General features: G+C 69.8%; 25 protein-coding genes. 11 read left to right on the top strand and 14 right to left on the bottom strand.

From position 1 onward, the window contains the following. Positions 1-6: 6 nt before the first annotated feature. On the top strand, positions 7-1,197 hold the full coding sequence (locus CFB49_RS16100) for a class I SAM-dependent methyltransferase (RefSeq protein WP_089491743.1): 1,191 nt from the start codon (positions 7-9) through the stop codon (positions 1,195-1,197). Positions 1,198-1,209: 12 nt separating this feature from the next. Further along, positions 1,210-1,404: a DUF2905 domain-containing protein gene (locus tag CFB49_RS16095; protein WP_021163761.1), complete on the top strand. Its 195-nt coding sequence runs from the start codon at positions 1,210-1,212 to the stop codon at positions 1,402-1,404. Positions 1,405-1,428: 24 nt separating this feature from the next. Here CFB49_RS16095 and CFB49_RS16090 read toward each other — a convergent pair whose 3' ends face one another. From CFB49_RS16090 to CFB49_RS16060, 6 genes are all read right to left on the bottom strand, one after another. Further along, positions 1,429-1,650, bottom strand: a complete 222-nt coding sequence (locus tag CFB49_RS16090; RefSeq protein ID WP_027785622.1) for a hypothetical protein — start codon at positions 1,648-1,650, stop codon at positions 1,429-1,431. A gap of 118 nt (positions 1,651-1,768) precedes the next feature. Beyond that, positions 1,769-2,677 carry a carbohydrate kinase family protein gene (locus tag CFB49_RS16085; RefSeq protein ID WP_069620139.1) on the bottom strand — a complete coding sequence of 303 codons (909 nt, stop codon included), beginning with the start codon at positions 2,675-2,677 and terminating at the stop codon, positions 1,769-1,771. Beyond that, entirely contained in the window at positions 2,674-3,954 is a 1,281-nt protein-coding gene (locus CFB49_RS16080) for an AGE family epimerase/isomerase (protein WP_089491742.1), read from the bottom strand. The genes CFB49_RS16085 and CFB49_RS16080 overlap by 4 nt, the downstream gene beginning before the upstream one ends. Beyond that, complete coding sequence (locus CFB49_RS16075; RefSeq protein WP_069620141.1) at positions 3,951-4,970, bottom strand: LacI family DNA-binding transcriptional regulator; 1,020 nt, start codon at positions 4,968-4,970, stop codon at positions 3,951-3,953. The genes CFB49_RS16080 and CFB49_RS16075 overlap by 4 nt, the downstream gene beginning before the upstream one ends. Before the next feature lie 374 nt (positions 4,971-5,344). Further along, positions 5,345-7,189: an EAL domain-containing protein gene (locus CFB49_RS16065; protein WP_069620310.1), complete on the bottom strand. Its 1,845-nt coding sequence runs from the start codon at positions 7,187-7,189 to the stop codon at positions 5,345-5,347. A 203-nt stretch (positions 7,190-7,392) separates the two neighbouring features. After that, complete coding sequence (locus CFB49_RS16060; protein ID WP_069620142.1) at positions 7,393-8,424, bottom strand: bile acid:sodium symporter family protein; 1,032 nt, start codon at positions 8,422-8,424, stop codon at positions 7,393-7,395. A gap of 347 nt (positions 8,425-8,771) precedes the next feature. Here CFB49_RS16060 and CFB49_RS16055 point away from each other — a divergent pair, with 347 nt between their 5' ends. The 3 genes from CFB49_RS16055 to CFB49_RS16045 all read left to right on the top strand — a co-directional run bounded on the left by CFB49_RS16055 (position 8,772) and on the right by CFB49_RS16045 (position 11,843). Then, positions 8,772-9,263: a peptide-binding protein gene (locus CFB49_RS16055; RefSeq protein ID WP_069620143.1), complete on the top strand. Its 492-nt coding sequence runs from the start codon at positions 8,772-8,774 to the stop codon at positions 9,261-9,263. 344 nt (positions 9,264-9,607) lie between these two features. Beyond that, on the top strand, positions 9,608-10,684 hold the full coding sequence (locus CFB49_RS16050; protein WP_089435721.1) for a porin: 1,077 nt from the start codon (positions 9,608-9,610) through the stop codon (positions 10,682-10,684). A gap of 196 nt (positions 10,685-10,880) precedes the next feature. Continuing rightward, positions 10,881-11,843 (top strand): LysR family transcriptional regulator, encoded by a 963-nt coding sequence (locus CFB49_RS16045; RefSeq protein ID WP_089491741.1) that lies wholly within the window; start codon positions 10,881-10,883, stop codon positions 11,841-11,843. Between the two features lie 117 nt (positions 11,844-11,960). Here the strand turns inward: CFB49_RS16045 and CFB49_RS16040 are convergent, their stop codons facing one another. Next, on the bottom strand, positions 11,961-12,920 hold the full coding sequence (locus tag CFB49_RS16040; RefSeq protein WP_089491740.1) for an NAD(P)H-dependent flavin oxidoreductase: 960 nt from the start codon (positions 12,918-12,920) through the stop codon (positions 11,961-11,963). A gap of 238 nt (positions 12,921-13,158) precedes the next feature. Between CFB49_RS16040 and CFB49_RS16035 the strand changes: the two genes are divergently transcribed. Next, on the top strand, positions 13,159-14,055 hold the full coding sequence (locus CFB49_RS16035) for an alpha/beta fold hydrolase (protein ID WP_089435720.1): 897 nt from the start codon (positions 13,159-13,161) through the stop codon (positions 14,053-14,055). Between the two features lie 80 nt (positions 14,056-14,135). Here the strand turns inward: CFB49_RS16035 and CFB49_RS16030 are convergent, their stop codons facing one another. Further along, positions 14,136-14,627, bottom strand: a complete 492-nt coding sequence (locus CFB49_RS16030; protein WP_050014344.1) for an Lrp/AsnC family transcriptional regulator — start codon at positions 14,625-14,627, stop codon at positions 14,136-14,138. Between the two features lie 112 nt (positions 14,628-14,739). On the opposite strand from CFB49_RS16030, the gene CFB49_RS16025 reads away from it, so the two are divergent. Next, on the top strand, positions 14,740-15,642 hold the full coding sequence (locus tag CFB49_RS16025; RefSeq protein WP_069620148.1) for a DMT family transporter: 903 nt from the start codon (positions 14,740-14,742) through the stop codon (positions 15,640-15,642). Positions 15,643-15,896: 254 nt separating this feature from the next. On the opposite strand, the gene CFB49_RS16020 is transcribed toward CFB49_RS16025, so the two are convergent. From CFB49_RS16020 to CFB49_RS16005, 4 genes are read right to left on the bottom strand one after another with little or no spacing between them, the layout of a single operon-like run. Next, entirely contained in the window at positions 15,897-16,103 is a 207-nt protein-coding gene (locus CFB49_RS16020) for a DUF1289 domain-containing protein (protein WP_069620149.1), read from the bottom strand. Beyond that, positions 16,100-16,606: a YbaK/EbsC family protein gene (locus tag CFB49_RS16015; RefSeq protein WP_089435718.1), complete on the bottom strand. Its 507-nt coding sequence runs from the start codon at positions 16,604-16,606 to the stop codon at positions 16,100-16,102. The genes CFB49_RS16020 and CFB49_RS16015 overlap by 4 nt, the downstream gene beginning before the upstream one ends. Positions 16,607-16,631: 25 nt before the next feature. Continuing rightward, positions 16,632-17,564: a hydroxymethylglutaryl-CoA lyase gene (locus CFB49_RS16010; RefSeq protein WP_089491739.1), complete on the bottom strand. Its 933-nt coding sequence runs from the start codon at positions 17,562-17,564 to the stop codon at positions 16,632-16,634. Positions 17,565-17,594: 30 nt separating this feature from the next. Next, positions 17,595-18,536 (bottom strand): 2-hydroxyacid dehydrogenase, encoded by a 942-nt coding sequence (locus CFB49_RS16005; protein ID WP_089491738.1) that lies wholly within the window; start codon positions 18,534-18,536, stop codon positions 17,595-17,597. Between the two features lie 325 nt (positions 18,537-18,861). Between CFB49_RS16005 and CFB49_RS16000 the strand changes: the two genes are divergently transcribed. Then, complete coding sequence (locus CFB49_RS16000; RefSeq protein ID WP_069620153.1) at positions 18,862-19,485, top strand: RBBP9/YdeN family alpha/beta hydrolase; 624 nt, start codon at positions 18,862-18,864, stop codon at positions 19,483-19,485. Between the two features lie 271 nt (positions 19,486-19,756). Here CFB49_RS16000 and CFB49_RS15995 read toward each other — a convergent pair whose 3' ends face one another. Continuing rightward, complete coding sequence (locus CFB49_RS15995; protein WP_089491737.1) at positions 19,757-20,041, bottom strand: hypothetical protein; 285 nt, start codon at positions 20,039-20,041, stop codon at positions 19,757-19,759. A 553-nt stretch (positions 20,042-20,594) separates the two neighbouring features. On the opposite strand from CFB49_RS15995, the gene CFB49_RS15990 reads away from it, so the two are divergent. Genes CFB49_RS15990 through CFB49_RS15980 form a run of 3 tightly spaced genes read left to right on the top strand, consistent with a single transcriptional unit; the run spans position 20,595 to position 24,595 of the window. Next, entirely contained in the window at positions 20,595-21,353 is a 759-nt protein-coding gene (locus CFB49_RS15990) for a (2Fe-2S)-binding protein (protein WP_069620155.1), read from the top strand. An 18-nt stretch (positions 21,354-21,371) separates the two neighbouring features. Beyond that, complete coding sequence (locus CFB49_RS15985; protein ID WP_089491736.1) at positions 21,372-22,373, top strand: FAD binding domain-containing protein; 1,002 nt, start codon at positions 21,372-21,374, stop codon at positions 22,371-22,373. Further along, positions 22,370-24,595, top strand: a complete 2,226-nt coding sequence (locus CFB49_RS15980) for a xanthine dehydrogenase family protein molybdopterin-binding subunit (RefSeq protein ID WP_089491735.1) — start codon at positions 22,370-22,372, stop codon at positions 24,593-24,595. Before CFB49_RS15985 ends, CFB49_RS15980 begins: the two co-directional genes overlap by 4 nt. 15 nt (positions 24,596-24,610) lie before the next feature. On the opposite strand, the gene CFB49_RS15975 is transcribed toward CFB49_RS15980, so the two are convergent. Continuing rightward, positions 24,611-25,528: a LysR substrate-binding domain-containing protein gene (locus CFB49_RS15975; protein ID WP_089435712.1), complete on the bottom strand. Its 918-nt coding sequence runs from the start codon at positions 25,526-25,528 to the stop codon at positions 24,611-24,613. Between the last annotated feature and the right edge of the window lie 51 nt (positions 25,529-25,579).

The raw sequence follows: 25,579 nt of genomic DNA, 5'->3' as shown, positions 1-25,579 counted from the left end.
GCCGGGATGAACCCGAAAGCTCACGAACCCGCTAGTTTACCTGCTCCCGGCCCTGACGCGCTCGCGCAGTCCGAAACCCTCGCCGCGCAACTGCGCGACGAGATTGCGGCGGCCGGCGGCTGGCTGCCGTTCGACCGCTTCATGGAGCGCGCGCTGTATGCGCCGGGCCTCGGTTATTACAGCGGCGGCGCGCGCAAGTTCGGGCGCCGCGCCGATGACGGCAGCGACTTCGTCACCGCCCCCGAGCTGTCGCCGCTGTTCGCGCAGACGCTCGCGAACCCCATCGCCGAAGCGCTCGCGGCGAGCGGCACGCGCCGTGTGATGGAGTTCGGCGCCGGCACGGGCAAGCTCGCGGCCGGGCTGCTCGCGGCGCTCGACGCGCCGGGCGTCGAACTCGACGAATACCTGATCGTCGACCTGTCCGGCGAGCTGCGTGAACGGCAGCGCGACACGATCGAAGCCGCGGCGCCGGCGCTGGCCGCGAAGGTGCGCTGGCTCGACGCGCTGCCCGAGCGGTTCGACGGCGTCGTGGTCGGCAACGAGGTGCTCGACGCGATGCCGGTGCGTCTCTTCGCGAAGGCGGATGGCGCGTGGCGCGAGCGCGGTGTCGCGCTCGACGCACGGCAGGCGTTCGTGTTCGACGACCGGCCGGTCGGCGCCGCCGGCCTGCCGGCGGTGCTCGCGATGCTCGACGTCGGCGACGGCTACGTGACCGAAACGCACGAGGCCGCGCTCGCGTTCACGCGCACCGTTTGCACGATGCTCGCGCGTGGTGCGGTGCTGCTGGTCGACTACGGGTTTCCCGCGCACGAGTACTACCACCCGCAGCGCGACCGCGGCACGCTGATGTGCCATTACCGTCACCACGCGCACGACGACCCGTTCGTATACCCGGGCCTGCAGGACATCACCGCGCACGTCGAATTCACCGGCATCTACGACGCGGGCGTCGCGACCGGCGCCGATCTGCTCGGCTACACGTCGCAGGCGCGCTTCCTGTTGAACGCAGGCATCACCGACGCGCTGGCCGCGATCGATCCGTCCGACATCCATCAGTTCCTGCCGGCCGCGAACGCGGTGCAGAAGCTGATCTCGGAGGCCGAGATGGGCGAGCTGTTCAAGGTGATCGCGTTTTCGCGCGGGATCGACGGCACGCTCGACGCGTTCGCGCGCGGCGACCGCTCGCACGCGCTCTGACGGAGCCCTGACGTGCTGCGCTGGCTATTGACGACGTTCGTCGCGGTGATGATCCTGACGCGCTGCTGGCCGTGGCTCGGCAAGCTCGGGATCGGGCGGATGCCGGGCGACGTCACGCTGACGCTCGGCGGGCGGCGCTACCCGTTCCCGTTCATGTCGACGCTGGTGCTGACGATGCTGGTATCGATGGTGGCGCGGCTGCTCTGAGCCGCGCCGAACAAGAGGGGTGCGTCACAGCTCGATCTCGCCGAGGATCCGGTGCGCGAGCGCCTTCGCCTCGTCGAACGCTTCTTCCTCGCTGGGGCTCGTCGAGTGGACGTCGTAACGCATGTTCTCGGTGTCGTCCCCGTCGTCGCGCGCGAGGATCACGTAACCCTGGAACTGCCCGTTGCCCGCATGCTGCGTATGCGCCTTGGCCGTGTAGATGCCTTTCGTGAACGTGTTCGTGTCCATCGTGCTCTCCCGCAAAAAGGACACTTCATCGTAGCACTGCGGCGCAGCATGGTGAACGCGGTTTATCGGTGACCGATCAGCGACCGGTCACCTGCCTGCGCGTCCCTTCAACGCCTGTTCAACCTTCGAGCAGCGCGACGACCTCGTCGAGCGTCGGCGCGTGCGCGCCCGTGTGCCGGCACGCGGCGGCGCCGGCCGCTAGCGCGAACGCGAGATGCTCGCGCCAGCCGCGCTGCGGCGCGGCCATCAGGCTGAACAGCAGGCCGCCGATCGACGCGTCGCCCGCGCCGACGGTGTCGGCCACCTCGACTCGCGGCGGACTGGCCTCGTGCACGTCGCCGTCCGCGTGGAGCGTCGCCGCCTGCGCGCCGCGCGTGACGAGCACGGCCGCCCGCGGGTTCAGCGCGCGCACCGCCGCGATCGCGTCGGGGCCGTCGCCGCCGAACAGGTGCCGCAGGTCTTCGTCGGACACCTTGATCAGGTCGGCGAGCGCGGCCATCTTCTCCAGCGTCGGCCGGTATGCGGCCGTCATCAGGTTCCGCACGTTCGGGTCGAAGCTGATCTTCACGCCGCGTGCGTGCAGGTCGGCCGCGAGCGCGGCCAGCGTGCCCGCGAGCGGTTCGCGCACGAGGCTGATGCAGCCGAAATGCGCCCATTGCACGTGCTCGGCCCAGCCGGCCGGCAGCCGCGCGGGATCGAACGCGAGATCGGCGCTCGCTTCGCCGATGAAGAAGTACGCGGGCGGGCGCGTCTCGTGAACGATCGCGAGCAGCGGCGGCCGCGCGACGCGCTGCAGGAAGCGTAGGTCGAGCCCGGCCGCTTCGCTCGTGCGCCACAGCACGTCGGAGAAGCAGTCTTCGCCGATCGAGCCGGCGAGCGCGCTCGGTATGCCGAGCCGCGCGACCGCGCGCGCGACGTTCCAGCCGGCGCCGCCCGGCACCGACGTCCACTGCGCGTCGCCCGCGCGCACCATGTCGGTCAGGATGTCGCCCGCCGACACGAACGCCGGAAACGTGGCGCCGCTCATTGCGTCGGCTCGCTGCGTTGCATGCGCGCGAGGGTCGCGAGCACGTCGTAGCAGGCGCCCATCGTGTGATAGTCGGTCTTGCCGGCCGGGCTCTTCTCGTCGCTGTACTTGCGGTTGTCGCAGGTGAGGATCCGGTACCACGCGCCGTAGCGGTGATCGACGAAGTGCGCCCAGCTGTAGCGCCAGATCTCGTCGTACCAGTCCCAGAAGCGCTCGCTGCCGGTGCGCGCGCCGAGCATCGCGGCCGCCGCGAAGGTTTCGGCCTGCACCCAGAAATACTTGTTGTGGTCGCAGATCGTGAAGTCGGGGCCGAAGCCGTAGCAGAGGCCGCCGTGATCCGCGTCCCACGCGTGCGTGAGCGCCGCGTCGAACAGCTCGGCCGCGCGCGGCGCGAGCCAGTCGAGCGGGCGGTGCCGCTCGAGGATCAGGAGCAGCTTCGCCCATTCGGTCTGGTGCCCGGGCTGGAAGCCCCACGGACGGAAGATGTTCGAGCTGTCTTCCTTGTTGTAATCCCAGTCGATCGACCAGTCCGCATGGTAGTGCTCCCACACGAGCCCGCCCGACAGCGCGGCCTGGCGCTGCGTGATGTGGGACGCGAGCTTTTCCGCGCGATCGAGGTACGTCAGATGGCCGGTCGCCTCGTACGCGGCGAGCAGCGCTTCCGTCATGTGCATGTTCGCGTTCTGGCCGCGATACGACGACACGTTCCAGTTCGGCGTCGCATCGTCCGCGTAGAGGCCCGCGGCCGCATCCCAGAAGCGGTGCTCGGCGAGCTCGTAGGTCGACGCGATCAGCGGGCGCGCTTCGTCGATGCCGGCCATCGTCGCGTGCGCGGCCGCGAGCAGCACGAACGCGAGGCCGTAGCAGTGGCGCGTGCCGTCGAGCGTCGCGTGCTTCGCGCCGTCGCGCCAGTCGAGCTCCCAGTCGTAGCCCTGCAGCGCGTCGTCCCAGTGCGCGTCGCGCAGGAACCGCAGCCCGTGGCGCGCGTATTCCAGGTGGCGCGGGTCGCCGAAATGGCGGTACGCCATCGCGTAGTTGAAGACGAACCGGCAGGTGCTGACGAGGTGGCGCGACGTGCGGTTGTAGATGCTGCCGTCGTCGCGGAAGTAATGGTAGAAGCCGCCCGTCGGGTCGAATGCGTTCGTCGCGTAGAAGCGCAGCGTGTCTTCGATGTGCGACAGCAGGAACGACGGGTCGCGAAAGCTCGCGACGAACGGTGCCGCTTGCGCGTGGCTGGCCGGCGCGGCGGCGCGGGAGTGGACCGGGGGCATGTTCATGACTCTTGGACCGTGGCGGTATCGAATGCCGGTGAGCCGGCGGGCTGGCTGCTGGCCCGCACGATCAGCGCGACGGGCAGGGAGATCTCGGTGCGCTCGGGCGATTCCGCGAGCAGCAGTTCGACGCCGCGGCGGCCGAGCGCTTCCTTGTCGACCGCGAGCGTCGTGAGCGGCGGGTTCGCGTGCGCGGCGGCCGGGATGTCGTCGAAGCCGACGATCGCGATGTCGTCCGGAATCCGCAGGCCGCGCGCGATGCACACGCGCTGCGCGGCCAGCGCGGCCGCGTCGTTGTACGCGAACACGGCGTCGGGGCGCGGGCCGGGCGCGTCGAGCAGTTGCTCCATCGCACGCGCGGCGCCCGTGTCGGGGTCGAGCCCCGCGTCGATCGTCACTTCGTATGCGGGATCGAACAATCGCCCGGCTTCGAAGAACGCGCGCCGGTAGCCGATCGCGCGCTGCGCGATGCTGTAGTGCGCGGCCGAGCCGCCGATGAACGCGATTCGCGAGCGGCCGCTGGCGAGCAGGTGGCGCATCGCGAGCGCCGCGCCCGTCGCGTTGTCGATATTGACCGAACGCAGCCCGGGCGCCCACAGGTCGATCAGCACGAGGGGCCGGCCGGTGGCGGCGAGCGCCTCGATCGTCTCGGGCTCGATGAAGCCGGCGACCGCGATCGCATCGGGCGCATGCGGGCGCATCTGGCGCAGCACGTCGTCGTTCGGGCCGACCGTGAGCAACGTCGGCACGATGCCGCGCTCGCGGCAGGCGTCCTCGACGCCGTGCAGCACGTGCGAGAAGAACGGGCTTGCGGGAAAGCGGTTGTGCTGGCGGTGCAGCAGAAAGGTGAGCCGGCGGATGCGCGGCCGCAGCTGGGCGGGATCGTAACCGAGCTGCCGGGCGATCTCGACGATGCGCGCGCGCGTGGCTTCGGACAGGCCGGGCTGGTTTTTCAGCGCGCGGGAGACGGTGCCGATCGAGACCTCAGCCGCCCGCGCCACGTCGCGAATGGTCGTACCCATCGTTAGGGGTCCGGTTTGTTTAGGGTGGAGGCGATTGTATAGTAAAACGCGCTGCGGAATTCGGGCCGGATAACCGGGGAATACCCGCAAATAACGGGTTTTTAGCCGCTAATCTGCGAAAACACCGTTACTAAAAATACTAAACAAAACACGAAAAAGGCAAGGTGGCTGTGCGGATGTCCGCCAGCGCCGGCGGGGCGCGGGAACGCGCGGCGGAGGCGGGTGCGCAGGTCAGCGCGAGGGCGCGGCACCCTGCTGCCTGCGCGTACGTCGACGAGGCGCCGTCGCGCAACAGCCCGACCACGCGCCGGACGGGCACCGGGCGGGTCGGTCGGCGCACGGACGTTGCCGGTGCGCCCGACGCCTGTGCGCCTTCAGCCCGCCGCCATCGCCGCGGCCGGCGGTTCGCCGCGATCGCGCAGCGCGGCGCGGCCGGCATCGAGATCGACGACCGCGAGCCCGTCAGGCTGCTGCTTCGCCCGCCGCTTCGCGAGCGCGGCGACCGATGCGATCTCGTCGCTGCCGTAGCGTTGCGCGCCGTGCGCGCCGGCCGGCACGCCGACCGCGCCGATCGCCATTGTCACGAAGCCGAAGAACGCCGGGTTGCCGTGGCGGTCCTCGCCGCGCAGCCCGCCCGCCTGCCTGTCAGCTTGCGTGTAGAAGCGTTGCGCGCCGTCGTTGAAGCGTGCGATCGCGTCGGCGGCGCGCTCGCGCCAGTCGTCGCGCTGGAACAGCACGAGGAAATCGTCGCCGCCGACGTGGCCGAGAAAGTCGCGCTGCGGATCGCACACGCCGGCCAGCACCGTCGCGGCGAACTTCAGCACTTCGTCGCCCTGCCAGTAGCCGTACTGGTCGTTGAACGGCTTGAACTGGTTCAGGTCGACGTAGCACGCGTGAAAGCCGGCGTCGCGCTGAAGCAGGCGGTCGATGTGCGCGCTGATCGGGATGTTGCCGGGCAGGAACGTCAGCGGATTCGCGTAGCGCGCGGCCTCGATGCGCATCTCGGTCACCGTGCGCACGAGGCTCTCGCCAGTGCCGAGCCCGACATAGCGGCCGTGTTCGGTGATCACGAAGCCGTCCGCGAGATAGCGCTGGTCGTGGCGCGCGAGCAGCGTCGCGAGCTGCTCGAACGTGGTTGCGTTGTCGATCATCAGCGGCGCATCGTTCGCGAACTGCAGGCACGGCTTCTTCCCGAACACCTCGCGGTGATACGGCAGCGCGAAACGGTCGATGAAGCCGCGGCGATTCACGAGCGCGACGGGCCGCCCGCGCTCGACGAGCGCGACCGCATGCAGATCGGGCATCCGGTTGAACAGGTCGAGCACGTCGTTGCTGGTCGCGTCGCGCGGCAGCGCCGGGGCGGGCACGAGCATCTTCCCGGCGATCGTGCCGGCCGGCCGCACCGCGCGCGTCACGCCGGGAAACACCGCGATGTGCGGCGCGCGGATCGCGTCGCGCGCGGCCGGCGCGACCACCGGCGACGGCTGCGCGTTCGGCCGGCCGAGCAGGAAGCCCTGCACACAGCAGATGCCCATGTCGCGCACGACGATCAGGTCGCATTCGTTCTCGATGCCTTCCGCGATCAGCTTCGCGCCGCTCGCTTGCGCGAAGTGCTGCATGGCCCTCACGGCCTCGAACTTGAGCGGGTCGTGCGCGATGTCGTGGATGAAGAAGCGATCGATCTTCACGACGTCCGGGTGCAGGCGCAGCCACAGGTTCATGCTCGCGTTCGCGGTGCCGTAGTCGTCGAGCGCGAACTGGATGCCGGCGTCGCGCAGCGTCGCGACCGCCGGTCCGATGTCCGCGAGATCGGGAATCGCGTTCTGCTCGGTGAGCTCGATCACGATGCGTTCGGCGCCGATTTGCGCGCGGCCGAGGAACTGGCGTGCGCGCTCGCGTTCGCTGGCGAGCGTGAGGATCGTGCCCGCGCTGAAATTGAGGAACAGCTTGCCGTCGCAGCCGAGCGCCGCGAACGCGTCGAGGCAGGTGAGCGCGGCGGCCCGTTCGAGCGCGATGGTCTCGCCTTCGCGCGCGGCCTGCGCGAACAGCGCGGCGGGCGGCTCGAGGTCGGTGCCGCGCGGGCCGCGGATCAGCCCTTCGTAACCGACGACCGTGCCCGACCCGAGGTCGACGATCGGCTGGAAAACGGCGGCGAGCGCGCGGTCCGCGATCAGGCGCGTGGTGCGGGGGGCAGCGGAATCGGAGGAGGGCGCGGGCATGGGCGAGGGCAGCCGGATCGACGGGACGACCGGCTTATCGGCACCGCTGGCGGAGAATTGAATGAAGATTTCGTGACACGACAGGCGTTGCCGGTGCATCGAGCGGGACGCGCATCGGGGCGGGACTGGAAGGGGAGGTGGACGGAAAGCGGGAGGCGGAAAGCGGACAGCCGCCAGCGACGGCCATCGCGCGCCCGGGCGCGTCAGCGCTTGCCCGCGCTCAGCGCGCCGGACGCTGCTGCCGTGCCGCCTTCGGCGCGCTCGCCGCTCGTGTCGCGCGCGCCCCAGCGCTGCGCGAGCGCCGCGCACGCCATCAGCTGGATCTGGTGGAACAGCATCAGCGGCAGCACGATCGCACCGACCGCGTTCGCCGAGAAGATCACCTTCGCCATCGGCACGCCGGCCGCGAGGCTCTTCTTCGATCCGCAGAAGATGATCGTGATCTGGTCGGCGCGGTTGAAGCCGAGCCGCTTGCTGACGAACGCGGTCAGCAGCAGCGCGATCGCGAGCAACACGAGGTTGACGACGAGCAGGCCGCCGAGCGCGCGCGGCGGAATCTGGTGCCACAGCCCCTCGTTGACGGCCTCGCTGAACGCGACATAGACGACCAGCAGGATCGAGCCCTGGTCGACGAAGCGCAGCACGCCGCGATTGCGGTCGATCCAGCCGCCGATCACGGGCCGCAGCAACTGGCCGGCGATGAACGGCACGAGCAGCTGCATCACGATGCTGCCGACGGTGCTCCACGGCGACGCGGTCGCGGCCGACTGCGACGTGATCATCAGGCCGACGAGCGCCGGCGTGACGAAGATTCCGAGCAGGCTCGACGCCGATGCCGCGCACACGGCGGCCGGCACGTTGCCCTTCGCGATCGACGTGAACGCGATCGACGACTGGACCGTCGACGGCAGCGTGCACAGGAACAGCACGCCCGCATACAACGTCGGCGTGACGAGCGGCTGCAGCACCGGTTTCAACGCGAGGCCGAGCAGCGGGAACAGTGCGAACGTGCTGAGCAGCACGACCGTGTGCAGTCGCCAGTGGGTCGCGCCGGCGATGACGGCTTCGCGCGACAGTTTCGCGCCGTGCAGGAAAAACAGCAGGCCGACGGCGATGTTGGTCGCCCAGTTGAACGCATGGGCGGCCGGGCCGCGGCAGGGCAGCAGGCTCGCGAGCACGACGGTGCCGACGAGCGCGAGCGTGAAGTTGTCGGGGAGAAAACGGGGACGGGCCATCGGGGGACTCGGTTCGGAAACGGCGAAGGCGCGCGTCGCGCGCGCGGATCGCGTTATTGTCCCGGTTGACGATTCACCAGACAAATTCATTGTGCGAATCGATTGATGAATCGGTTGCATGCAATGAGGGCCGCCGCGTCCACCCGGCCCCGCGCAAAACCGCAGAAGAATGTTCTGCCGCGACCGCGTGCCGAAGCGAAAAAACCTAGCAGTAACATGGTGTTACACCGATGCCGGCGACATAACACTTTTTGGCTCGACACACTTTCCGCCCGCTCATAAATTACTGCTGAAAGCCTTGGGTCGGCCGAAAGGAACCGACGGCGGGCGTCGATGGGCACGGAACGATGACGGAACGGGTGAAACGGAAGATCGGACGATGGGTGGCGGGCGTGCTCGGCGCGCTGCTGATGCCGCTCGCGCTGGCCCAGCCGCCCCATGGCGGTCACGGGTTCGGTGGCCACGGCTTCGGCGGCGGCGACATGCGCGCGTACGGTCAGCCGGCCGGTGGCCCCGGCGGCGGTCCGGTCTGGCGTCGCGTTCCGCCGCCTGCCGGCGTGCGTCCCGGCGGCGTGAGCGGCGCCGGTTCCCGCTGGGGGCTGCGCCCGACGCCGTCGTACGGCCATTACGCCGCGCAAAGCCCGTATCGGCCGATCAGCGCCGAAGTGCGCCAGATGCCGCGCCCGCCGGGCGGCGGCAACGTCCCGCTGCGGGCCGGCTCGATCCGCGCCGACGTCGCGCGCTACAACGAGGAGCGCGGCGGTCGCCCGATGCCGCCGCCCCGCTCGCAGGAAGAGCCTGCGCACTCACCTTCTTTCTCCCCGTTCTACCGAAACTGAGCGCCCCGCGCTCAGCCCCTCGCCGGCTGATGCGAATTCGCCACAGTCGCGCGCAGATTTCCGCTGATTTTCCCGCCGCATTGCGCTATCTTTCGCGCCCGGTACGCGCATGCCGCGCCGCCGCCCGCCGGTGCGACCGCATTCGCGGCGGGCCGCCGCCGTGCATCCGGCCATGGATACATGCCGCGAAGTTAATGCCGGCGCTATACCCGCAATAAGTGTGCGCAATTTTGACCGGACGAATGATCCGTAAAGATGGCTGCGCCCCATACGACGCAAGCACTCGGCTCCAAAAAACAACGCTCGCGCCACTTATCGACTATCCGACAAAACCTGGAGATCCCATGAAAGCATTCGCCCGTCGTGCGTCGCGCACGTCCGTCAAGCTGATCGCCGCAGCCGCCTGCGTGGCGGCCGCCGCACCCGTCCATGCGCAGTCGAGCGTCTCGCTCTACGGGCAGGTTGACGAATGGGTCGGCGCCACCAAGTTCCCGGGCGGCGATCGTGCTTGGAACGTGTCGGGCGGCGGGATGTCGACGTCGTACTGGGGCCTGCACGGCGCCGAGGATCTCGGCGACGGCTACCAGGCGATCTTCACGCTGGAGAGCTTCTTCCGTGCGCAGAACGGCCAGTACGGCCGCTTCCAGGGCGACACGTTCTTCGCACGCAATGCGTACGTCGGCATCAGTTCGCCGTACGGCACGGTGACGGCAGGCCGCCTGACGACGCACCTGTTCCTGTCGACGATCCTGTTCAACCCGTTCTACGACTCGTACACCTTCTCGCCGATGGTGTACCACGTGTTTCTCGGCCTCGGCACGTTCCCGACCTATCCGAGCGACCAGGGCGCGGTCGGCGATTCGGGCTGGAACAACGCGGTGGGGTACACGTCGCCTTCGTTCGGTGGCCTGAATTTCGGCGCGATGTACGCACTCGGCAACCAGGCCGGCGACAACCGCTCGAAGAAGTGGAGCGCGCAGTTCAACTACGCGAACGGCCCGTTCGCGGCGACCGCCGTGTATCAGTACGTGAACTTCAACAACGGCCCGCAGGACCTGAGCGCGCTCGTGACCGGCATGAAGAGCCAGGGCATCGCGCTGGTCGGCGCGACCTACGACCTGAAGCTCGTGAAGCTGTTCGGTCAGTACATGTATACGAAGAACGACCAGGTTGCGGGCAGCTGGCACGTGAATACCGCGCAGGGCGGCGTGTCGGTGCCGATCGGCGTGGGCAACGCGATGGCGTCGTATGCATACTCGCGCGACGCGGGCGGCCTCGACCAGACGCGCCAGACCTGGGCCGTCGGCTACGACTACCCGCTGTCCAAGCGCACCGACATCTACGCCGCCTACATGAACGACCACATCAGCGGCCTGTCGACCGGCAACACGTTCGGCGCGGGCATTCGCGCGAAGTTCTGACGCGCGCGTGCAATCGGCGCGCCGGCCGCGCGCGTGAATCGCGCGTGCCGGCTGCATGTTTTCCCGGCCGTCATTTCCGGCCCGAAGCGGCGCCGCCACCCGCGGCGCCGTTTTGCCTTTCTTGACCTTTCTGTTTCCTCGCCTTTGTTACCCTATCTCGTAATTGGTTGATTCCCCGGGATTGCGAGCTAGTTCGATGGATACCCTCGTCAGCATGAATGTGTTTCGCTACGTCGTCGAAGTGGGCAGCTTCGTCGGCGCGGCGGAGCGCATGCAGATGTCGGCGGCGATGGCGAGCAAGCACGTGATGCACCTCGAGCAGCAGCTCGGCGCGCGGTTGCTGCATCGCACGACACGACGCGTCGCGCCAACCGAGGCGGGACGCGAATACTACGAGCGCCTCGTGCAGGCGCTGTCCGAACTCGACGAAGCCGGCCAGGCCGTCGGCGCCGCGAGCGTGGTGCCGCAGGGCAGGCTGCGCGTGACGTCGCTGTCCGCGTTCGGGCTGCGGCACGTGATGCAGGCCGTCACCGATTATGCGGGCCGGTTCCCGGACGTGACCGTCGACATGACGCTGTCCGATCGCGTGGTCGACCTGATCGAGGAAGGCTATGACGTCGCGGTGCGCGCGGCGCCGAACGGATTGAAATCGTCGTCGCTGGTCGCACGCCAGATCGCGACCGCGCACATCCTGCTGGTCGCGTCGCCCGAGTATCTCGAGAAGCGCGGCACGCCGCAGACGATCGCCGATCTCGCGAACCACAACTACCTGCGGCGCGATTCGAATTCGACGATGCTCGATTCGCTGGTGATCGATGCGGCCGCCGCGTCGCGCGTGAGCCTGAACGGCAACCTGATCGTGAACCATCTCGACGGGCTGCGCGCGGCCGTGCTCGCCGGCGCGGGCATCGCGCTGCTCGGCACCGAAGTGGTCGGCGACGACATCGAGTCGGGCCGGCTCGTGCCGGTGCTGCTCGATTCGGTGCCGCCGCACGAGGCGCCGATCTATGCGGTGTATGCGAGCCGTCGCCACGTGTCCGCGAAGGTACGCTCTTTCGTCGATTTCCTGGCCGCGCGTTTCGAAGGGCAGTCGCTGTGCCCGTCGATCGAATCGCACCTGCGCGTGCTGCCGATCACGCGGATGAAGCGCGCGGTCTGAGCCGCGTCGTCCGCCGCGGCGGGGCAATGAAAAAGCGCGAACCGCTGCCGGTTCGCGCTTTTCGTTTGGCATCGACGATGCTCGTGTCGATGGCGGCCGCGATGGCCGCCGCATCCGTCAGCGCGGGATGCCGAGCCGCGCCTTCGCGTCGTCGTATTCGCGCTTGAGCCGCTCGACGAGCGCGCTCACGCTCGGCAGATCGTCCATCAGGCCGACGCCCTGGCCGGCGCCCCAGATGTCCTTCCACGCCTTCGTCTTGTCGCTGCCGAAATTCATCTTGGTCTTGTCCGATTCCGGCAGCGCGTCCGGATCGAGGCCGGCCTTCTCGATGCTCTCGCGGATGTAGTTGCCGTGCACGCCCGTGAAGAGGTTCGTGTAGATGATGTCCGACGATTTCGCGTTCAGGATCGCGTGCTTGTAGTCGTCGATCGCGTGCGCTTCCTGCGTCGCGATGAAACGCGTGCCCATGTACGCGAAGTCCGCGCCCATCGCCTGCGCGGCGAGGATCGAGCCGCCGTTCGCGATCGAGCCGGACAGCACGATCGGGCCGTCGAAGATCTTGCGGACTTCGCCGACCAGCGCGAACGGCGACGTCGTGCCCGCGTGGCCGCCGGCGCCGGCCGCGACGAGGATCAGCCCGTCGACGCCCGCTTCGAGCGCCTTCTGCGCGTGGCGCAGGTTGATCACGTCGTGCAGCACGATGCCGCCGTAGCCGTGCACCGCGTCGACGATCTCGCGCGCCGGCGCACGCAGGCTCGTGATGAAGATCGGCACCTTGTGCTCGACGCACACGCGCACGTCGTGCTCGAGCCGCGCGTTCGACTGGTGGACGATCTGGTTGACCGCGATCGGGCCGATCACCGCATCGGGGTGTTTCGCCTTGTGGTCGGCGAGTGCCGACTGGATCTGCGTGAGCCACTCGTCCAGTAATTCGGCCGGACGCGCATTGAGCGCGGGGAACGAACCGACGATGCCCGCCTTGCATTGCGCGAGCACGAGTTCGGGGTAGCTGACGATGAACATCGGCGACGCGATGACGGGCAGCGTCAGGTTCTGCAGGACGGTGGGCAATGCCATGTGATGTCTCCAGTCTCCGGGGCGTTGCGGTCGGACGGTGATTCGAGTGTAGCGGCCGAGCGCGTTCGATCATATTAATACGAACGGTCGTGCGATTCTACGCGAGCTTAACAAACTCCGCGGTGTGCCGGCAATCGAGTGAGTGTTCTCTTTCTATGGTTTCGCGTGCTTGCCTCGCTGTGAAGACGCGCCGGCGCCCATAAAATAGCCGCCATAACAAACCAACGAGAAACAAACCATGTCGTTTGAGGCGTTTGCACCGTTTCGCGTGACGGTGCAGGACACCGACATTTTCGGTGTCAAAGGAGGCGCGGGGCCGCCGCTGCTGTTGCTGCACGGCCATCCGCAGACCCACATGATCTGGCATCGCGTCGCCGCGACGCTCGCGAATCACTTCACGGTGATCGCCACCGACCTGCGCGGCTACGGCGCATCGGGCCGGCCGCCGAGCGACGCGCGGCATGCGCCGTATTCGAAACGGGCGATGGCGGCCGACCAGGTCGCCGTGATGCGGCATTTCGGCTTCGAGCAGTTCCACGTGTGCGCGCACGATCGCGGCGCGCGGGTCGCGCACCGGCTCGCGCTCGATCACGCGGAGGCCGTCGAGCGGATGATGCTGCTCGACATCGCGCCGACGCTCGCGATGTACGAGAAAACCGATCGCGCGTTCGCGACCGCGTATTTCCACTGGTTCTTCCTGATCCAGCCCGAGCCGCTGCCGGAGACGCTGATCGGCGCGCACACCGATGCGTACGTCGAGCGCGTGATGGGCAACCGGTCGGCCGGTCTGGCGCCGTTCGCGCCGGAGGCGCTCGACGCGTACCGGGCGGCGCTCGCGCAGCCGGGCGCCGTGCATGCGATGTGCGAGGACTATCGCGCATCGGCGACGATCGATCTCGAGCACGATCGTGCGGATCTCGAACGCGGCAACAAGATCGCGTGCCCGCTGCGCGTGCTGTGGGGCGCGCAGGGCGTCGTCGGCCGCTGCTTCGATCCGCTCGACGAGTGGCGCCGCGTCGCGCGCGACGTCAGCGGCCGCGCACTCGATTGCGGGCACTACATTCCGGAAGAGGCGCCCGTCGCGCTGATCGACGAACTGCTCGCGTTCTTCGACGCGCGCGACGCGGCCGCGTGACGGGGCGGGCGGGCGGCGCGTGCCGCCGGCGGCCCGACGGTGCGCGCCGCCGCGGCTCGATGACATGCGCCGCGCGCGGCTCAGCGGTGCGCGTGGTCGTCCTCGACGAGCGGCGGCAGGCGGCGCGGCACGGGCGTCGACTTCACGATCGCGGTGCTCGTCTCCGCGCGCTCCGTCACCTTCGACAGGATGTCGTCGAGGTGCTCGATCGTGCGCAGGTAGAGCCGGCAGATGAAGCAGTCGTCGCCGGTCACCTTGTCGCATTCGACGAATTCGGGAATCCGCCGCAGCAACTCCTCCACCAGATGCAGCTGGCCCGGCAGCGGCTTCACGCGGACGATCGCCTGCAGCGTGTAGCCGAGCGCGCGCGGGTCGAGCTCGACGGTGAACGCGGCGATCACGCCTTGCGCCTCGAGCCGGCGCACGCGGTCGGCGGTCGCGGGCGCCGACAGCCCGATCTGCCGCGCGAGTTCGCTGGTCGCGATGCGGGCGTCGTCGGCCAGCGCGGCGACGATCGCGCGGTCGGTCGCGTCGAGCGACGCGACGGCGGGCGGAGAAAGGCGTTTCGGCATGATCGCTTTGCTTTCGAAGGTCAATCGGCTGTTTCGCTTCAGTTTAGCCGTGGTTTCGGCGAAAGCAAGTTTCTAGAATCGGACTCATCCCCGCTCTCCAACGGAGTTCATGATGGCCTCGAATGAAATTCGCCGCGGCGCCGCCGAGATGATCGTCGCGATGCTGATGTCCGGCACGATCGGCTGGCTCGTGATGTCGTCGCAGCAGCCGCTGACCAATGTCGTGTTCTTCCGCTGCGTGTTCGGCACGGCGACGCTCGCGATCGTCTGCGCGGCGTTCGGCTTCCTGCGCCGTTCGCTGTTCTCGCCGCGGATGCTCGTGCTCACGACGCTCGGCAGCCTCGCGATCGTCGCGAACTGGCTGCTGCTGTTCGCCGCCTATTCGCGTGCGTCGATCTCGATGGCGACCGCCGTCTACAACACGCAACCCTTCATGCTCGTCGCGCTCGGCGCCATCGTGTTCCGCGAGCGGATCACCGCGTCGACGCTCGCGTGGCTCGCGCTCGCGTTCGCCGGGCTCGTGTTCGTGGTGCGCGTCGAACCGGCCGTGCTCGCGGTGCCCGGCGAATACCTGGAAGGCGTCGCGCTGTCGCTCGGCGCGGCGTTCCTGTATGCGATCTCGTCGATCATCACGAAGCACCTGAAGGGCACGCCGCCGCATCTGCTCGCGCTGCTGCAGGTCGGCCTCGGCATCCTGCTGCTCGCGCCGTTCGCGCACTTCGACACGTTGCCGGCGACGGCCGGGCAATGGGCCGATCTGATCGTGCTCGGCATCGTCAACACGGGGCTGATGTACGTGCTGCTGTACGGCGCGGTCCAGAAGCTGCCGACCGCGATGACGGGCGCGCTGTCGTTCGTCTATCCGGTCGTCGCGATCGCCGTCGATCGCGTCGCGTTCGGGCAGACGCTCGCGTGGACGCAGGTGTTCGGCGCGCTGCTGATCCTGCTCGCGGCGGCCGGCGTGAACCTCGGCTGGCGCATCGTGCCGGCCCGTCGCACGGCGGTCGGCAACTGAAACGGTCAGAGGATTCGTCGCGGCGGCGCGGTCACGCCGCGGCGCGTCGAATGCGCGTGTCGCGCGTGAAGCTTGCCTGCGAAATGACGTCGCTCGGACGTCGCGCGCGTCCGCGAAAAGCGCTGTAAGAAGCTGTAGGGAAACACCCGATGCGATGCGCTCGCGTCGCTCGTATGATGCGGGCTGTGACGTTGATCACGTTCACAGGATTCCGATCTCGATGCCGTTCGCCCGTGAGGCTGAACGGCTTTTTTTTATGTCTCGCTGCCCGCGATCAGCCGCCGCCGCGCGTCCAGCCGCGCGAGCAGCGCGCGCCTCGCGTCGTCGTCCGACGCACGCCATCCCTTGATCTCGCCGCGCGTGCGCAGGCAGCCCGCGCACCAGTCGGTGCGCGGATCGATCCGGCAGACGTCGGTGCACGGCGACGCGACCGTGGCGACCGGCATCGTCACGTCGCTCATGCCGGCTCCCGCAACGCGACGTCCGCGACCGGCGCGCCCGTCAGCGACACGAGTTCGTGCGGCGACAGGTTGAACACCGCGTGCGGATGGCCGGCGGCGGCCCACAGGCTGTCGAGCGCGAGCAGGTCGGCGTCGATCAGTGTGACGGGTTCGACCAGATGGCCGATCGGGCACACGCCGCCGATCGCATAGCCGGTGTTGTCGCGCACGAACTTCGCGTCCGCACGGCCGACCGGGCCGACCTGCGCGGCGACCTTCTGCTCGTCGACGCGGTTCACGCCGCTCGCGATCACCAGCACGGGCACGCCGTCGGCCTGCCGGCGAAACAGGATCGACTTCGCGATCTGCGCGACCGAGCAGCCGAGCCCGGCCGCGGCCTCGGCCGACGTCTTGCCGGTTTCGGCGAGCATCACGATGCCTTTCGCATGGCCGCGCTCGCGCAGCAGCAGCGCGACGCGTCGCGCGGAATCGGGCAGGGAATCGAATGAAGCGGGTGTGGTCATGTGGAGGATCCGTGGAATGGCGTGATCAGACGCAGTTCGCGACGTCGGCCGCGCTCTGCGCCTTGGCAAGCAGGGCACGACCGGCGCGCGACACGTTCGCGCGGCCGATCGCGTTCGAGATGAAGTCGCCGGCCGCGACGACCTGCGCGAGATCGATGCCGGTCTCGATGCCGAGGCCCTGCATCAGGTACAGCACGTCCTCGGTCGCGACGTTGCCGGTCGCGCCCTTCGCGTACGGGCAGCCGCCGAGGCCCGCGACCGACGCGTGGAAGATCTCGATCCCTTCGAACAGCGCCGCGTAGATGTTCGCGAGCGCCTGGCCGTAGGTATCGTGGAAGTGGCCCGACAGGCGTTCGCGCGGGAACACGCGCGTGACCGCCGCGAGCACCTCGCGCGTACGCCTGGGCGTGCCGACGCCGATCGTGTCGGCGATGTCGATCTCGTCGCAGCCGAGCGCGGCGAACCGCTCGACGACGTCGACGACCGACGCGACCGGCACCTCGCCCTGGTACGGGCAGCCGAGCGCGCACGACACGCTGCCGCGCAGCCGCAGGCCCGCGTCCTTCGCGGCCTTCGCGACGGGCTCGAAGCGCGCGATGCTCTCGGCGATGCTGCAGTTGATGTTCCGCTGCGAGAAGGCTTCGCTCGCCGCGCCGAAGATCACGACTTCGTCCGCGCGGGCGGCGACTGCGTTCTCGAAGCCCTTCAGGTTCGGCGTGAGCACCGAGTACACGGTGCCCGCGCGGCGCTCGATGCCGGCCATCACGTCGGCGCCGTCGGCCATCTGCGGCACCCATTTCGGCGACACGAACGACGCGGCCTCGACGTTGCGGAAGCCGGCGCGCGACAGCCGGTCGACGAGCGCGATCTTCACGTCGGTGGGCACGAAGGTCTTCTCGTTCTGCAGGCCGTCGCGCGGCCCGACTTCGACGATCTTGACGGCGGTGGGGAACGTCATGGTTGTCTCCAATTTTGTGTAGGGCGGAATTCAGTAGCCGCGCGCGTAGTCGACGATGCCGCTGACGGGCGCGCCGCGCTCGAACGCGCGGATCTTGCCGGCGATCTGCTCGACGGCTTCCGCGCGCAGCGTCTCGGCCGAGCTGTGCGGCGTGATCGTGATGCGCGGCGCTTGCCAGAACGGATGGTCGTCCGGCAGCGGTTCGTGCTGGAACACGTCGAGCGTGGCCGCGGCGACCTGGCCGCTCGCGAGCGCGTCGAGCAGGTCGGCTTCGACGAGATGGGCGCCGCGCGCGACGTTGACGACGTACGCGCCGCGTGCGAGCCGCGCGAATGCGCGCGCCGACAGGATGCCGTCGGTGTCGCGCGTGCTCGGCAGCAGGTTGACGAGCACCTTCGCGCCGTCGATGCACGCGTCGAACGCGCCGTCGCCGGCGAAGGTCGCGATGCCGTCGAGCTGCTTCGCACTGCGGCTGTAGCCGCGCACCGGCAGGCCGAGCGCGGCGAGCGCGCGGGCGACCGCGGCGCCGAGCACGCCGAGGCCGAGGACCGCGACGGTGAAGCTCGCGCGCGCATGCGGTTCGAGCGGCTGCCAGCGGCGTTCGCGCTGTTGCAGGTCGTATTCGTCGAAGCGGCGCAGGTAGCGCAGCACCGCGTGCGTCACGTATTCGACCATCTGCCGCGCCATGCCCGAATCTTCGAGCCGCACGAGCGGCACGTGCGCGGGCAGCGTGCCCGGATGCGCGTGCTCGAGCGCGAGCAGCGCGTCGACGCCCGCGCCGAGGTTGAAGATCGCGCGCAGGCCGTCGCGCGGCGTGAAGAACTCGCGCGGTGCGCGCCACACGAGCGCGTAGTCGGCGGCGGCCGTATCGCCCGGCTGCCACGCGCGCAGTTCGGCTTCCGGCAGCGCCCGCGCGATCTCGTCGCGCCAGGCGCCGGCTTCCTGATGCGGTGAATGGAACAGGATCTTCATTGCGTGACGGCGCGCGCGCCGGCGAGGCGCGTCACGGGAACGGCGAGCGAAGCCGGGCGCGGCGCGCCGGCGGACGTAGCGGACATCGGGCGACTCCTGACGACTGGCCCGGCGCGTCGGCGCGGGGACCGGTTCCGTGTGAAGCGGACGGGAAGCCCACATTCTACGGTTTCGCGGCACATTGCGCCCTCGGTGCGGGCCATGCGGCCGGCGCGGGCCGCGGCCGGTCACCGCGCCGCGCAAAAGCAAAGCACAAAATATTGGTTCGGCCGCGGCGTACCCGACGCGACAATCGAACCTCGTCTTCAAGCAAGCGAGGGCAATCATGCGCGCATGCAGCAAATCGGCGTGGCCGCCGCGGCTCGTCACCGTCCCGGGCCTGCACGGCAGCGAAGGCGCCCACTGGCAGACCTGGCTCGAACGACAGTTCCCGCGCTCGTTGCGTGTCGAGCAGCACGACTGGGATGCGCCCGATCTCGCGGGCTGGGCGCAAGCGGTGCGCGCGCTGCTCGATCGCGAGCGCGGCCCGTTCGTGCTCGCCGCGCACAGCTTCGGCTGCCTCGCGACCGCGCATGCGCTCGCGCAGTGGCCGCACGTGGGCGATGTCGCGGGCGTGCTGTTCGTCGCGCCGGCCAGCCCGAAGAAATTCACGTTTGCCGGGCCGTTCGACGCGCGCCGGCTCGCGGTGCCGTCCATCGTGATCGGCAGCGAGACCGATCCGTGGATGCCGCTCGCCGATGCGCGCACGCTCGCGCAGCGTCTGGGCAGCGCGTTCGTCAACCTCGGCGATGCCGGGCACATCAACACGGCGGCCGGCTTCGGGCCGTGGCCGCGCGCGAAATACTTCATCGACACGCTGGTGCATTGCGCGGCGCCGCTGCGTTTTCGCGACGCGGACGACGGCTTCGAGGCCGCGCTCGTCGATCGCGCGCTCGCGCACGCGGTCTGACGGGGCGGTTGTGCGGCGCATGCCGCGCGGTGGCTGTCGCGGTATGGCGGGCCGTCGCGCTTGCCATGCGCAGGCGGGCCTCGTGGCCCTGACGGCGGCCGGGTGCGAATCCATCGGCCGGCCGTGCTCGACGTGGCCTCGTGAAGCGGTGCGACACCGTGCCGTTCGCGCCGTCGCCGGCCGTTATGTCATGTCATGTCAGCGGCGGCTCGACACCGCGCGCCCACTGCTCTGCCTGAACAGATCCGACTCCTATCACGTGGCGGCGGGATCAGCCCGGCGACGACGCGGCGGCGCTCGACGCGGCTGCATTCGCGGTGGGCTTCGCATCGTCGTCGTCATCGGGCGGGTAGTGCACGACGGGCGGCGCGAGCGGCGCGGCATCGGATGCGGCGGCGTTCGCGGTCTCGTCGCTGTTGAACGCGCTGGCGGCGCCGCTCGACGCGCCGGCCTGCGGCGTGGCGTCGGTCACGTTGGCGTCGTGCGGTGCGTCGTCGCTGCACGCGGCGACGAACACGGCGGCACACAGAACCACGGCGACGGAAACGCGACGCATGACTTCTCTCCTGGCAGGCTGATCGGGAAACGTTTTCGAGTATGCCGCCGCGATGCGACGTTTCGGTGAATCGTTTGCGATTCCGGCGTGATCGCGAAATGGTTTCGTCAGGCTGACCGAGTGCCGTCGCGGCGATCCACCGGCCCGCATGGCGGAATTTTCCAGCAGAGGCGGAGGCTGCGCGCATTTACACGGCGCGCGACGCCGCGACCCGGCCGCGGCGATGCGGGCGCCATGCGCGGCATCGCACATGCGACCGGCAACTTCCGACCGATGCGCAGCCGGCCGCACGCAAAAATCGGGCGTTATTGCCGCTTCGTCAGCAAGCGGCCAGCCGCGCGTCAGCGTGGCGTCATGGACGCGCGATCGCCGCCGGCTCGGCCCGTCTGCCGCCCGGTGCGCGCCGCGCACGGTGGCCGGCGCTGCCCCTGCATGCGGCGCCCGCCGTTTCGCGGCACCCGAATTGCTCTTTGCCGATGCGCGTGCCGACCGCGCTGCCATCCGGGCACGCGGCGCACGTCCGCGTCCATCAACCACGGAGCGAGCAGAAGCCATGTCCAGCGATCGATCCGATTCCCCGTCTGCCGAACCGGCGCGCGACGCTGCCCCGTCGCCGCTCGGGCCCGGCCGTTCGGCGGCGCCGCCGCCGTTGCCGCACGATACGCCGTCCAGCGCCGCGCGGCGCCGTTTCCTGCAATCCGCGGCGGCGGCCGCGACCGTCGGCGCCACGTCGCACGTTCATCCGCAGCCGCCGCACGCGGCGTCCACGCCGGCCGCGCCCCGCCGCGAGACGGTGCCGGCGCGGCCCGTGCATCTCGACATCAACGGGCGCGCGTACACGCTGCAGCTCGAACCGCGCGTCACGCTGCTCGACGCACTGCGCGAATACGCGGGCCTCACGGGCACGAAGAAGGGCTGCGATCGCGGGCAGTGCGGCGCGTGCACGGTGCTCGTCGACGGGCGGCGCATCAACGCTTGCCTGACCCTCGCCGTGATGCACGAAGGCGCGCGGATCACGACCGTCGAAGGGCTGGCGCGCGGCGGCGTGCTGAGCCCGGTGCAGCGCGCGTTCGTCGAATGCGATGCGTTCCAGTGCGGCTACTGCACGTCCGGCCAGCTCTGCTCGGCGACCGCGCTGCTCGACGAGTTCGCGGCGGGGGCCGGGAGCGCCGCCACCGACGACGTGCGGCGCCGGCCCGCGCAGCTGTCGGACGACGAGATCCGCGAGCGCATGAGCGGCAACCTGTGCCGCTGCGGCGCGTACCCGAACATCGTCGCCGCCGTGCGCGCCGCGCATGCGGCGCACGGCTAGCCGACGGAGGGCACCGTAATGGAAGCGATCTCCTACGAACGCGCGACCGACGTCGCCGGCGCCGTGCGCGCGGCGCAGCGGCCCGGCGCGGCCTTCATCGGCGGCGGCACGAACCTGCTGGACCTGATGAAGGGCGGCGTCGCGCGGCCCGTCACGCTCATCGACATCACGCGCATCGCGGGCCTCGATACGGTCGATGCGCTGCCCGGCGGCGGCGTGCGCATCGGTGCGCTCGTGCGCAACAGCGATGCGGCCGATCATCCGCGCCTGCGCGCCGACTATCCGCTGCTGTCGCAGGCGCTGCTCGCCGGCGCGTCCGCGCAATTGCGCAACATGGCGACCGTTGGCGGCAACCTGATGCAGCGCACGCGCTGCCCGTATTTCTACGATCCCGCGTTCGCGCAATGCAACAAGCGCGAGCCGGGCAGCGGCTGCGCGGCGATCGGCGGCCACAACCGGATGCATGCGATCCTCGGCGCCAGCCCGCAGTGCGTGGCGGTGAACCCGTCGGACATGAGCGTCGCGCTCGCCGCGCTCGACGCCGTCGTGCAGGTGAGCGGCCCGCGCGGCGCGCGGCAGATCCCGATCGCGTCGTTTCACCGCTTGCCGGGCGATCGTCCCGATCTCGACACGACGCTCGAACCGGGCGAACTGATCACTGCGGTGGACTTGCCGCCGCCGCGCTTTGCCGACCATGCGCACTATCTGAAAGTGCGCGATCGCGCGAGCTACGCGTTCGCGCTGGTGTCGGTCGCGGCCGCCTTGCGGATGGACGGCTCGCGTATCGCCGACGCGCGGATCGCGCTCGGCGGCGTCGCGCACAAGCCGTTGCGTGCGACGGACGCGGAAGCGCATCTCGCGGGCCGCACACCGGCCGACGCGACGCTGCGCGAGGCGGCCGCGCTGGCGTTGCGCGATGCGCGGCCGCTCGACGGCAATGGTTTCAAGATCGCGCTCGCGCAGCGGGCGATCGTCCGTGCGGTCGAAACGGCCGCCGCCACGACGGGAGGTGCCGCATGAACACGATGACGGGACAACCGCTCGACCGGGTCGACGGTGTACTGAAGGTGACGGGCGGCGCGCACTACGCGGCCGAATTCTCCGATGCGCGGCTCGCGCACGCGGTGCTCGTCACGAGCACGATCGCATCCGGGCGCATCGAGTCGATCGATGCGGCGCGCGCCCGCGCGATGCCGGGCGTGCTGCTCGTGATCACGCACGAGAACGCGATGCGGCTGCCCAACGGCGGCAAGCCGCCGCTGTCGCCGCCGGCCGGGCGCCGTCTCACGTTGCTGCAGGACGACACGGTGCGCTACAGCAACGAACCCGTCGCGGTCGTCGTCGCCGAAACGCTCGAGCAGGCGACCGACGCCGCCCATGCCGTGCAGGTGCGCTATCGCGCGACCGATGCCGTCGCGGATTTCGCGCAGGCGAAGCGCGGCGCGCGCGTGCCGCCGAAGCAGCAGGGCCGCCCGATGGATACGCAGCGCGGCGACGTCGATGCGGGCCTGCGCGAAGGCACGGTGCGCATCGACGCGACCTATACGACGCCGATGCAGCACCACAACCCGATCGAGCCGCACGCGACGATGGCGCGCTGGGACGGCCCGACGCTCACGCTGCACGATGCGACGCAGGGCGTGTCGGGCGCGAGCACGGCAGTGGCCGCCGTGTTCGGCATCGCACCGGAACACGTGCGCGTGATTTCGCCGTTTCTCGGCGGCGGCTTCGGCTGCAAGGGTTCGTCGTGGTCGCACGTGTCGTTGTGCGCGATGGCCGCGAAGCAGGTGGGGCGTCCGGTTCGTCTCGCGTTGACGCGGCCGCAGATGTTCGGCCCGGTCGGCGGGCGGCCGTTCACAGAACAGCGCATCGTGCTGGCCGCCCGCCAGGACGGCACGTTGACCGCGATGCGCCACGACACGATCGCCACCACGTCGACGTTCGAGGACTGGATGGAAATGTGCGGGATGCCGTCGCGGATCATGTACGCGGTGCCGAACCACGCGACCACGCACCGGATCGTGTCGCTGAACGTCGGCACGCCGACGTTCATGCGTGCGCCCGGCGAGGCGTCGGGCTCGTTCGCGCTCGAATCGGCGATGGACGAGCTCGCATGGCAACTCGGCATGGACCCGGTCGCGCTGCGGCTCGCGAATTACGCGGCGGTCGATCCGCAGGACGGCAAGCCGTGGTCGAGCAACGAGTTGCGCGAATGCTACGCGCTCGGCGCGCGACGCTTCGGCTGGTCGCGCCGCACCGGCGCGACGCGCACGATGCGCGACGGCGACACGCTGATCGGCCTCGGGATGGCGGCCGCCACGTATCCGGCGAACCGCAGCGAAGCGTCGGCGCGGGCGCGCATCCTGCCGGACGGCACGGCCGAAGTCGCGTCGGGCACGCAGGACATCGGCACCGGCACCTATACGGTGATGACGCAAGTCGCGGCCGATGCGCTCGGTTTCGCGCCGCGGAACGTACGCTTCGCGCTCGGCGATTCGAGCCTGCCGCGCGCGCCGGTATCGGGCGGCTCGCAGTCGGCGGCGAGCGTGGCGCCCGCCGTGCGCGACGCCGCGCTGCAGGCGCGCGCGAAGCTGATCGCGCTGGCGATCGCCGATCCCGGGTCGCCGCTGCACGGCGCCGCGGCCGATGACGTGACGGTCGACAACGGTTGGGTCGTGCATCGCGGCGAGGTGTCGCGGCGCGATCCGGCCGCGGCGGTGATCGCGCGTGCGGGCGGCCAGCCGATCGACGCGCAGGCGACGACGAAGCCGGGCGACGAGAAGTCGCGCTATGCGTCCCATTCGTTCGGCGCGGTGTTTGCCGAAGTGCACGTCGACGCCGAACTCGGCACGATTCGCGTACCGCGCATCGTCGGCGTCTACAGCGTCGGCCGCCTGCTCAACGCGAAAACGGCGCGCAGCCAGCTGATCGGCGGGATGGTGTGGGGGCTCGGCACCGCGCTCGAGGAAGGCTCGCATCTCGACGTGCGGCACGGCCGCTTCACGAACGCGAATCTCGCCGAATATCACGTCCCCGTGAACGCGGACATCGGCGAGCTCGACGTGACTTTCGTCGACGAAAGCGACACGCATTTCAATCCGCTCGGCATTCGCGGCATCGGCGAGATCGGCATCACCGGCGTGCCGGCCGCGATCGCCAATGCGGTCTATCACGCGACCGGGGTGCGGGTGCGCGATCTGCCGATCACGCTCGACAAGGTGGCGATGCCGATGCGCGCGTGAGCGTCGGCATCGGCGTCAGCGCCGCGGCGTCCTGCGCCGCACTTCGCTGCGCAGCCAGTCGAGCCACGTGCGGATCGCCGCTTCGCAGGGATGGCCGGGGCGCCACACGACGTAGTGCGCGTACACGTCGGCGATGCGCACCGTGGACACGCGCACGAGCGTGCCGTCCGCGAGTTCGGGCTCGATCAGCGAGCGGCGCGCGAGCGCGACGCCTCGGCCTTGCAGCGCCGCGTCGATCAGCGCGTTCGTATCGGCGAAGCGCGGCGCGCGTGCGGATTCGGTGAGGTCGAGCCGCGCGGCCTGGAACCACGGTTCCCACGGCTGCGCGGGATGGCGCAGCAGCGTCGCGCGCACGAGGTCGGCCGGCGTGCGCGGGGCGACGCCGTCGCGATTGCGGTACGCGGGGCTCGCGACCGGGAAGATCGTCTCGTTCATCAGCTTCTCGGCGACGACGCCGGGCCACGTGCCGGGCCCGTAGCGCAGCGCGACGTCGATGCGGTCGCGCTTGCGCAGCGGCGCGAGCGCCACGGTCGGATGCAGCACGATCGAGATGTGCGGATGCGCGGCCGAGAAGCGCGGCAGGCGCGGCGCGAGCCAGCGCTCGGCGACGCTCGGCAGCACGCTCACGTTCAGCGTCACGTCGCAGGTGCGCGGGCGGCGCACCGCCAGCGTCGGCTCGAACGCGCGTTCGAGCACGCTCAGGCCCTGGCGCACCTGCAGTGCGAGTGCATGCGCGGCGTGCGTCGGCGTCGCGCCGTTGCGTTCGCGCGTGAACAGCGGGTAGCCGAGCTGCGCCTCGAGCGCGCGGATGTGCTGGCTGACCGCGCCTTGCGTGAGCGCGAGCTCGTCGGCCGCGCGCGTGAAGCTCTGCAGCCGCACGGCGGCTTCGAACGCGCGCAGCGTCTGCAGCGGAGGGAGGTGGATGCGTCGCATTCGGGTATTAGTAACACTAATGTCCGAGCACGACAATTCATCGTTTGTCGC

Origin of the sequence: Burkholderia sp. AU17457, assembly GCF_002223255.1 — a bacterium.
Classification (GTDB): Bacteria; Pseudomonadota; Gammaproteobacteria; order Burkholderiales; family Burkholderiaceae; genus Burkholderia; species Burkholderia sola.
The sequence above is the reverse complement of the archived record's forward strand: the minus strand, read 5'-3'. Positions and strand labels throughout refer to the sequence as shown.

Excerpts from the sequence above, each read along its gene's own strand:
- CFB49_RS16055 (WP_069620143.1), top strand. The coding sequence starts at position 8,772 with ATGACGGAACGGGTGAAACGGAAGATCGGACGATGGGTGGCGGGCGTG.
- CFB49_RS16020 (WP_069620149.1), bottom strand. The coding sequence starts at position 16,103 with ATGAGCGACGTGACGATGCCGGTCGCCACGGTCGCGTCGCCGTGCACC.
- CFB49_RS16075 (WP_069620141.1), bottom strand. The coding sequence starts at position 4,970 with ATGGGTACGACCATTCGCGACGTGGCGCGGGCGGCTGAGGTCTCGATC.
- CFB49_RS16040 (WP_089491740.1), bottom strand. The coding sequence starts at position 12,920 with ATGGCATTGCCCACCGTCCTGCAGAACCTGACGCTGCCCGTCATCGCG.
- CFB49_RS16060 (WP_069620142.1), bottom strand. The coding sequence starts at position 8,424 with ATGGCCCGTCCCCGTTTTCTCCCCGACAACTTCACGCTCGCGCTCGTC.
- CFB49_RS16050 (WP_089435721.1), top strand. The coding sequence starts at position 9,608 with ATGAAAGCATTCGCCCGTCGTGCGTCGCGCACGTCCGTCAAGCTGATC.
- CFB49_RS16100 (WP_089491743.1), top strand. The coding sequence starts at position 7 with ATGAACCCGAAAGCTCACGAACCCGCTAGTTTACCTGCTCCCGGCCCT.
- CFB49_RS16045 (WP_089491741.1), top strand. The coding sequence starts at position 10,881 with ATGGATACCCTCGTCAGCATGAATGTGTTTCGCTACGTCGTCGAAGTG.
- CFB49_RS15985 (WP_089491736.1), top strand. The coding sequence starts at position 21,372 with ATGGAAGCGATCTCCTACGAACGCGCGACCGACGTCGCCGGCGCCGTG.
- CFB49_RS15995 (WP_089491737.1), bottom strand. The coding sequence starts at position 20,041 with ATGCGTCGCGTTTCCGTCGCCGTGGTTCTGTGTGCCGCCGTGTTCGTC.
- CFB49_RS16065 (WP_069620310.1), bottom strand. The coding sequence starts at position 7,189 with ATGCCCGCGCCCTCCTCCGATTCCGCTGCCCCCCGCACCACGCGCCTG.
- CFB49_RS16030 (WP_050014344.1), bottom strand. The coding sequence starts at position 14,627 with ATGCCGAAACGCCTTTCTCCGCCCGCCGTCGCGTCGCTCGACGCGACC.
- CFB49_RS16005 (WP_089491738.1), bottom strand. The coding sequence starts at position 18,536 with ATGAAGATCCTGTTCCATTCACCGCATCAGGAAGCCGGCGCCTGGCGC.
- CFB49_RS16090 (WP_027785622.1), bottom strand. The coding sequence starts at position 1,650 with ATGGACACGAACACGTTCACGAAAGGCATCTACACGGCCAAGGCGCAT.
- CFB49_RS16000 (WP_069620153.1), top strand. The coding sequence starts at position 18,862 with ATGCGCGCATGCAGCAAATCGGCGTGGCCGCCGCGGCTCGTCACCGTC.
- CFB49_RS16080 (WP_089491742.1), bottom strand. The coding sequence starts at position 3,954 with ATGAACATGCCCCCGGTCCACTCCCGCGCCGCCGCGCCGGCCAGCCAC.
- CFB49_RS16010 (WP_089491739.1), bottom strand. The coding sequence starts at position 17,564 with ATGACGTTCCCCACCGCCGTCAAGATCGTCGAAGTCGGGCCGCGCGAC.
- CFB49_RS15990 (WP_069620155.1), top strand. The coding sequence starts at position 20,595 with ATGTCCAGCGATCGATCCGATTCCCCGTCTGCCGAACCGGCGCGCGAC.
- CFB49_RS15980 (WP_089491735.1), top strand. The coding sequence starts at position 22,370 with ATGAACACGATGACGGGACAACCGCTCGACCGGGTCGACGGTGTACTG.
- CFB49_RS16025 (WP_069620148.1), top strand. The coding sequence starts at position 14,740 with ATGGCCTCGAATGAAATTCGCCGCGGCGCCGCCGAGATGATCGTCGCG.
- CFB49_RS16035 (WP_089435720.1), top strand. The coding sequence starts at position 13,159 with ATGTCGTTTGAGGCGTTTGCACCGTTTCGCGTGACGGTGCAGGACACC.
- CFB49_RS16015 (WP_089435718.1), bottom strand. The coding sequence starts at position 16,606 with ATGACCACACCCGCTTCATTCGATTCCCTGCCCGATTCCGCGCGACGC.
- CFB49_RS16085 (WP_069620139.1), bottom strand. The coding sequence starts at position 2,677 with ATGAGCGGCGCCACGTTTCCGGCGTTCGTGTCGGCGGGCGACATCCTG.
- CFB49_RS15975 (WP_089435712.1), bottom strand. The coding sequence starts at position 25,528 with ATGCGACGCATCCACCTCCCTCCGCTGCAGACGCTGCGCGCGTTCGAA.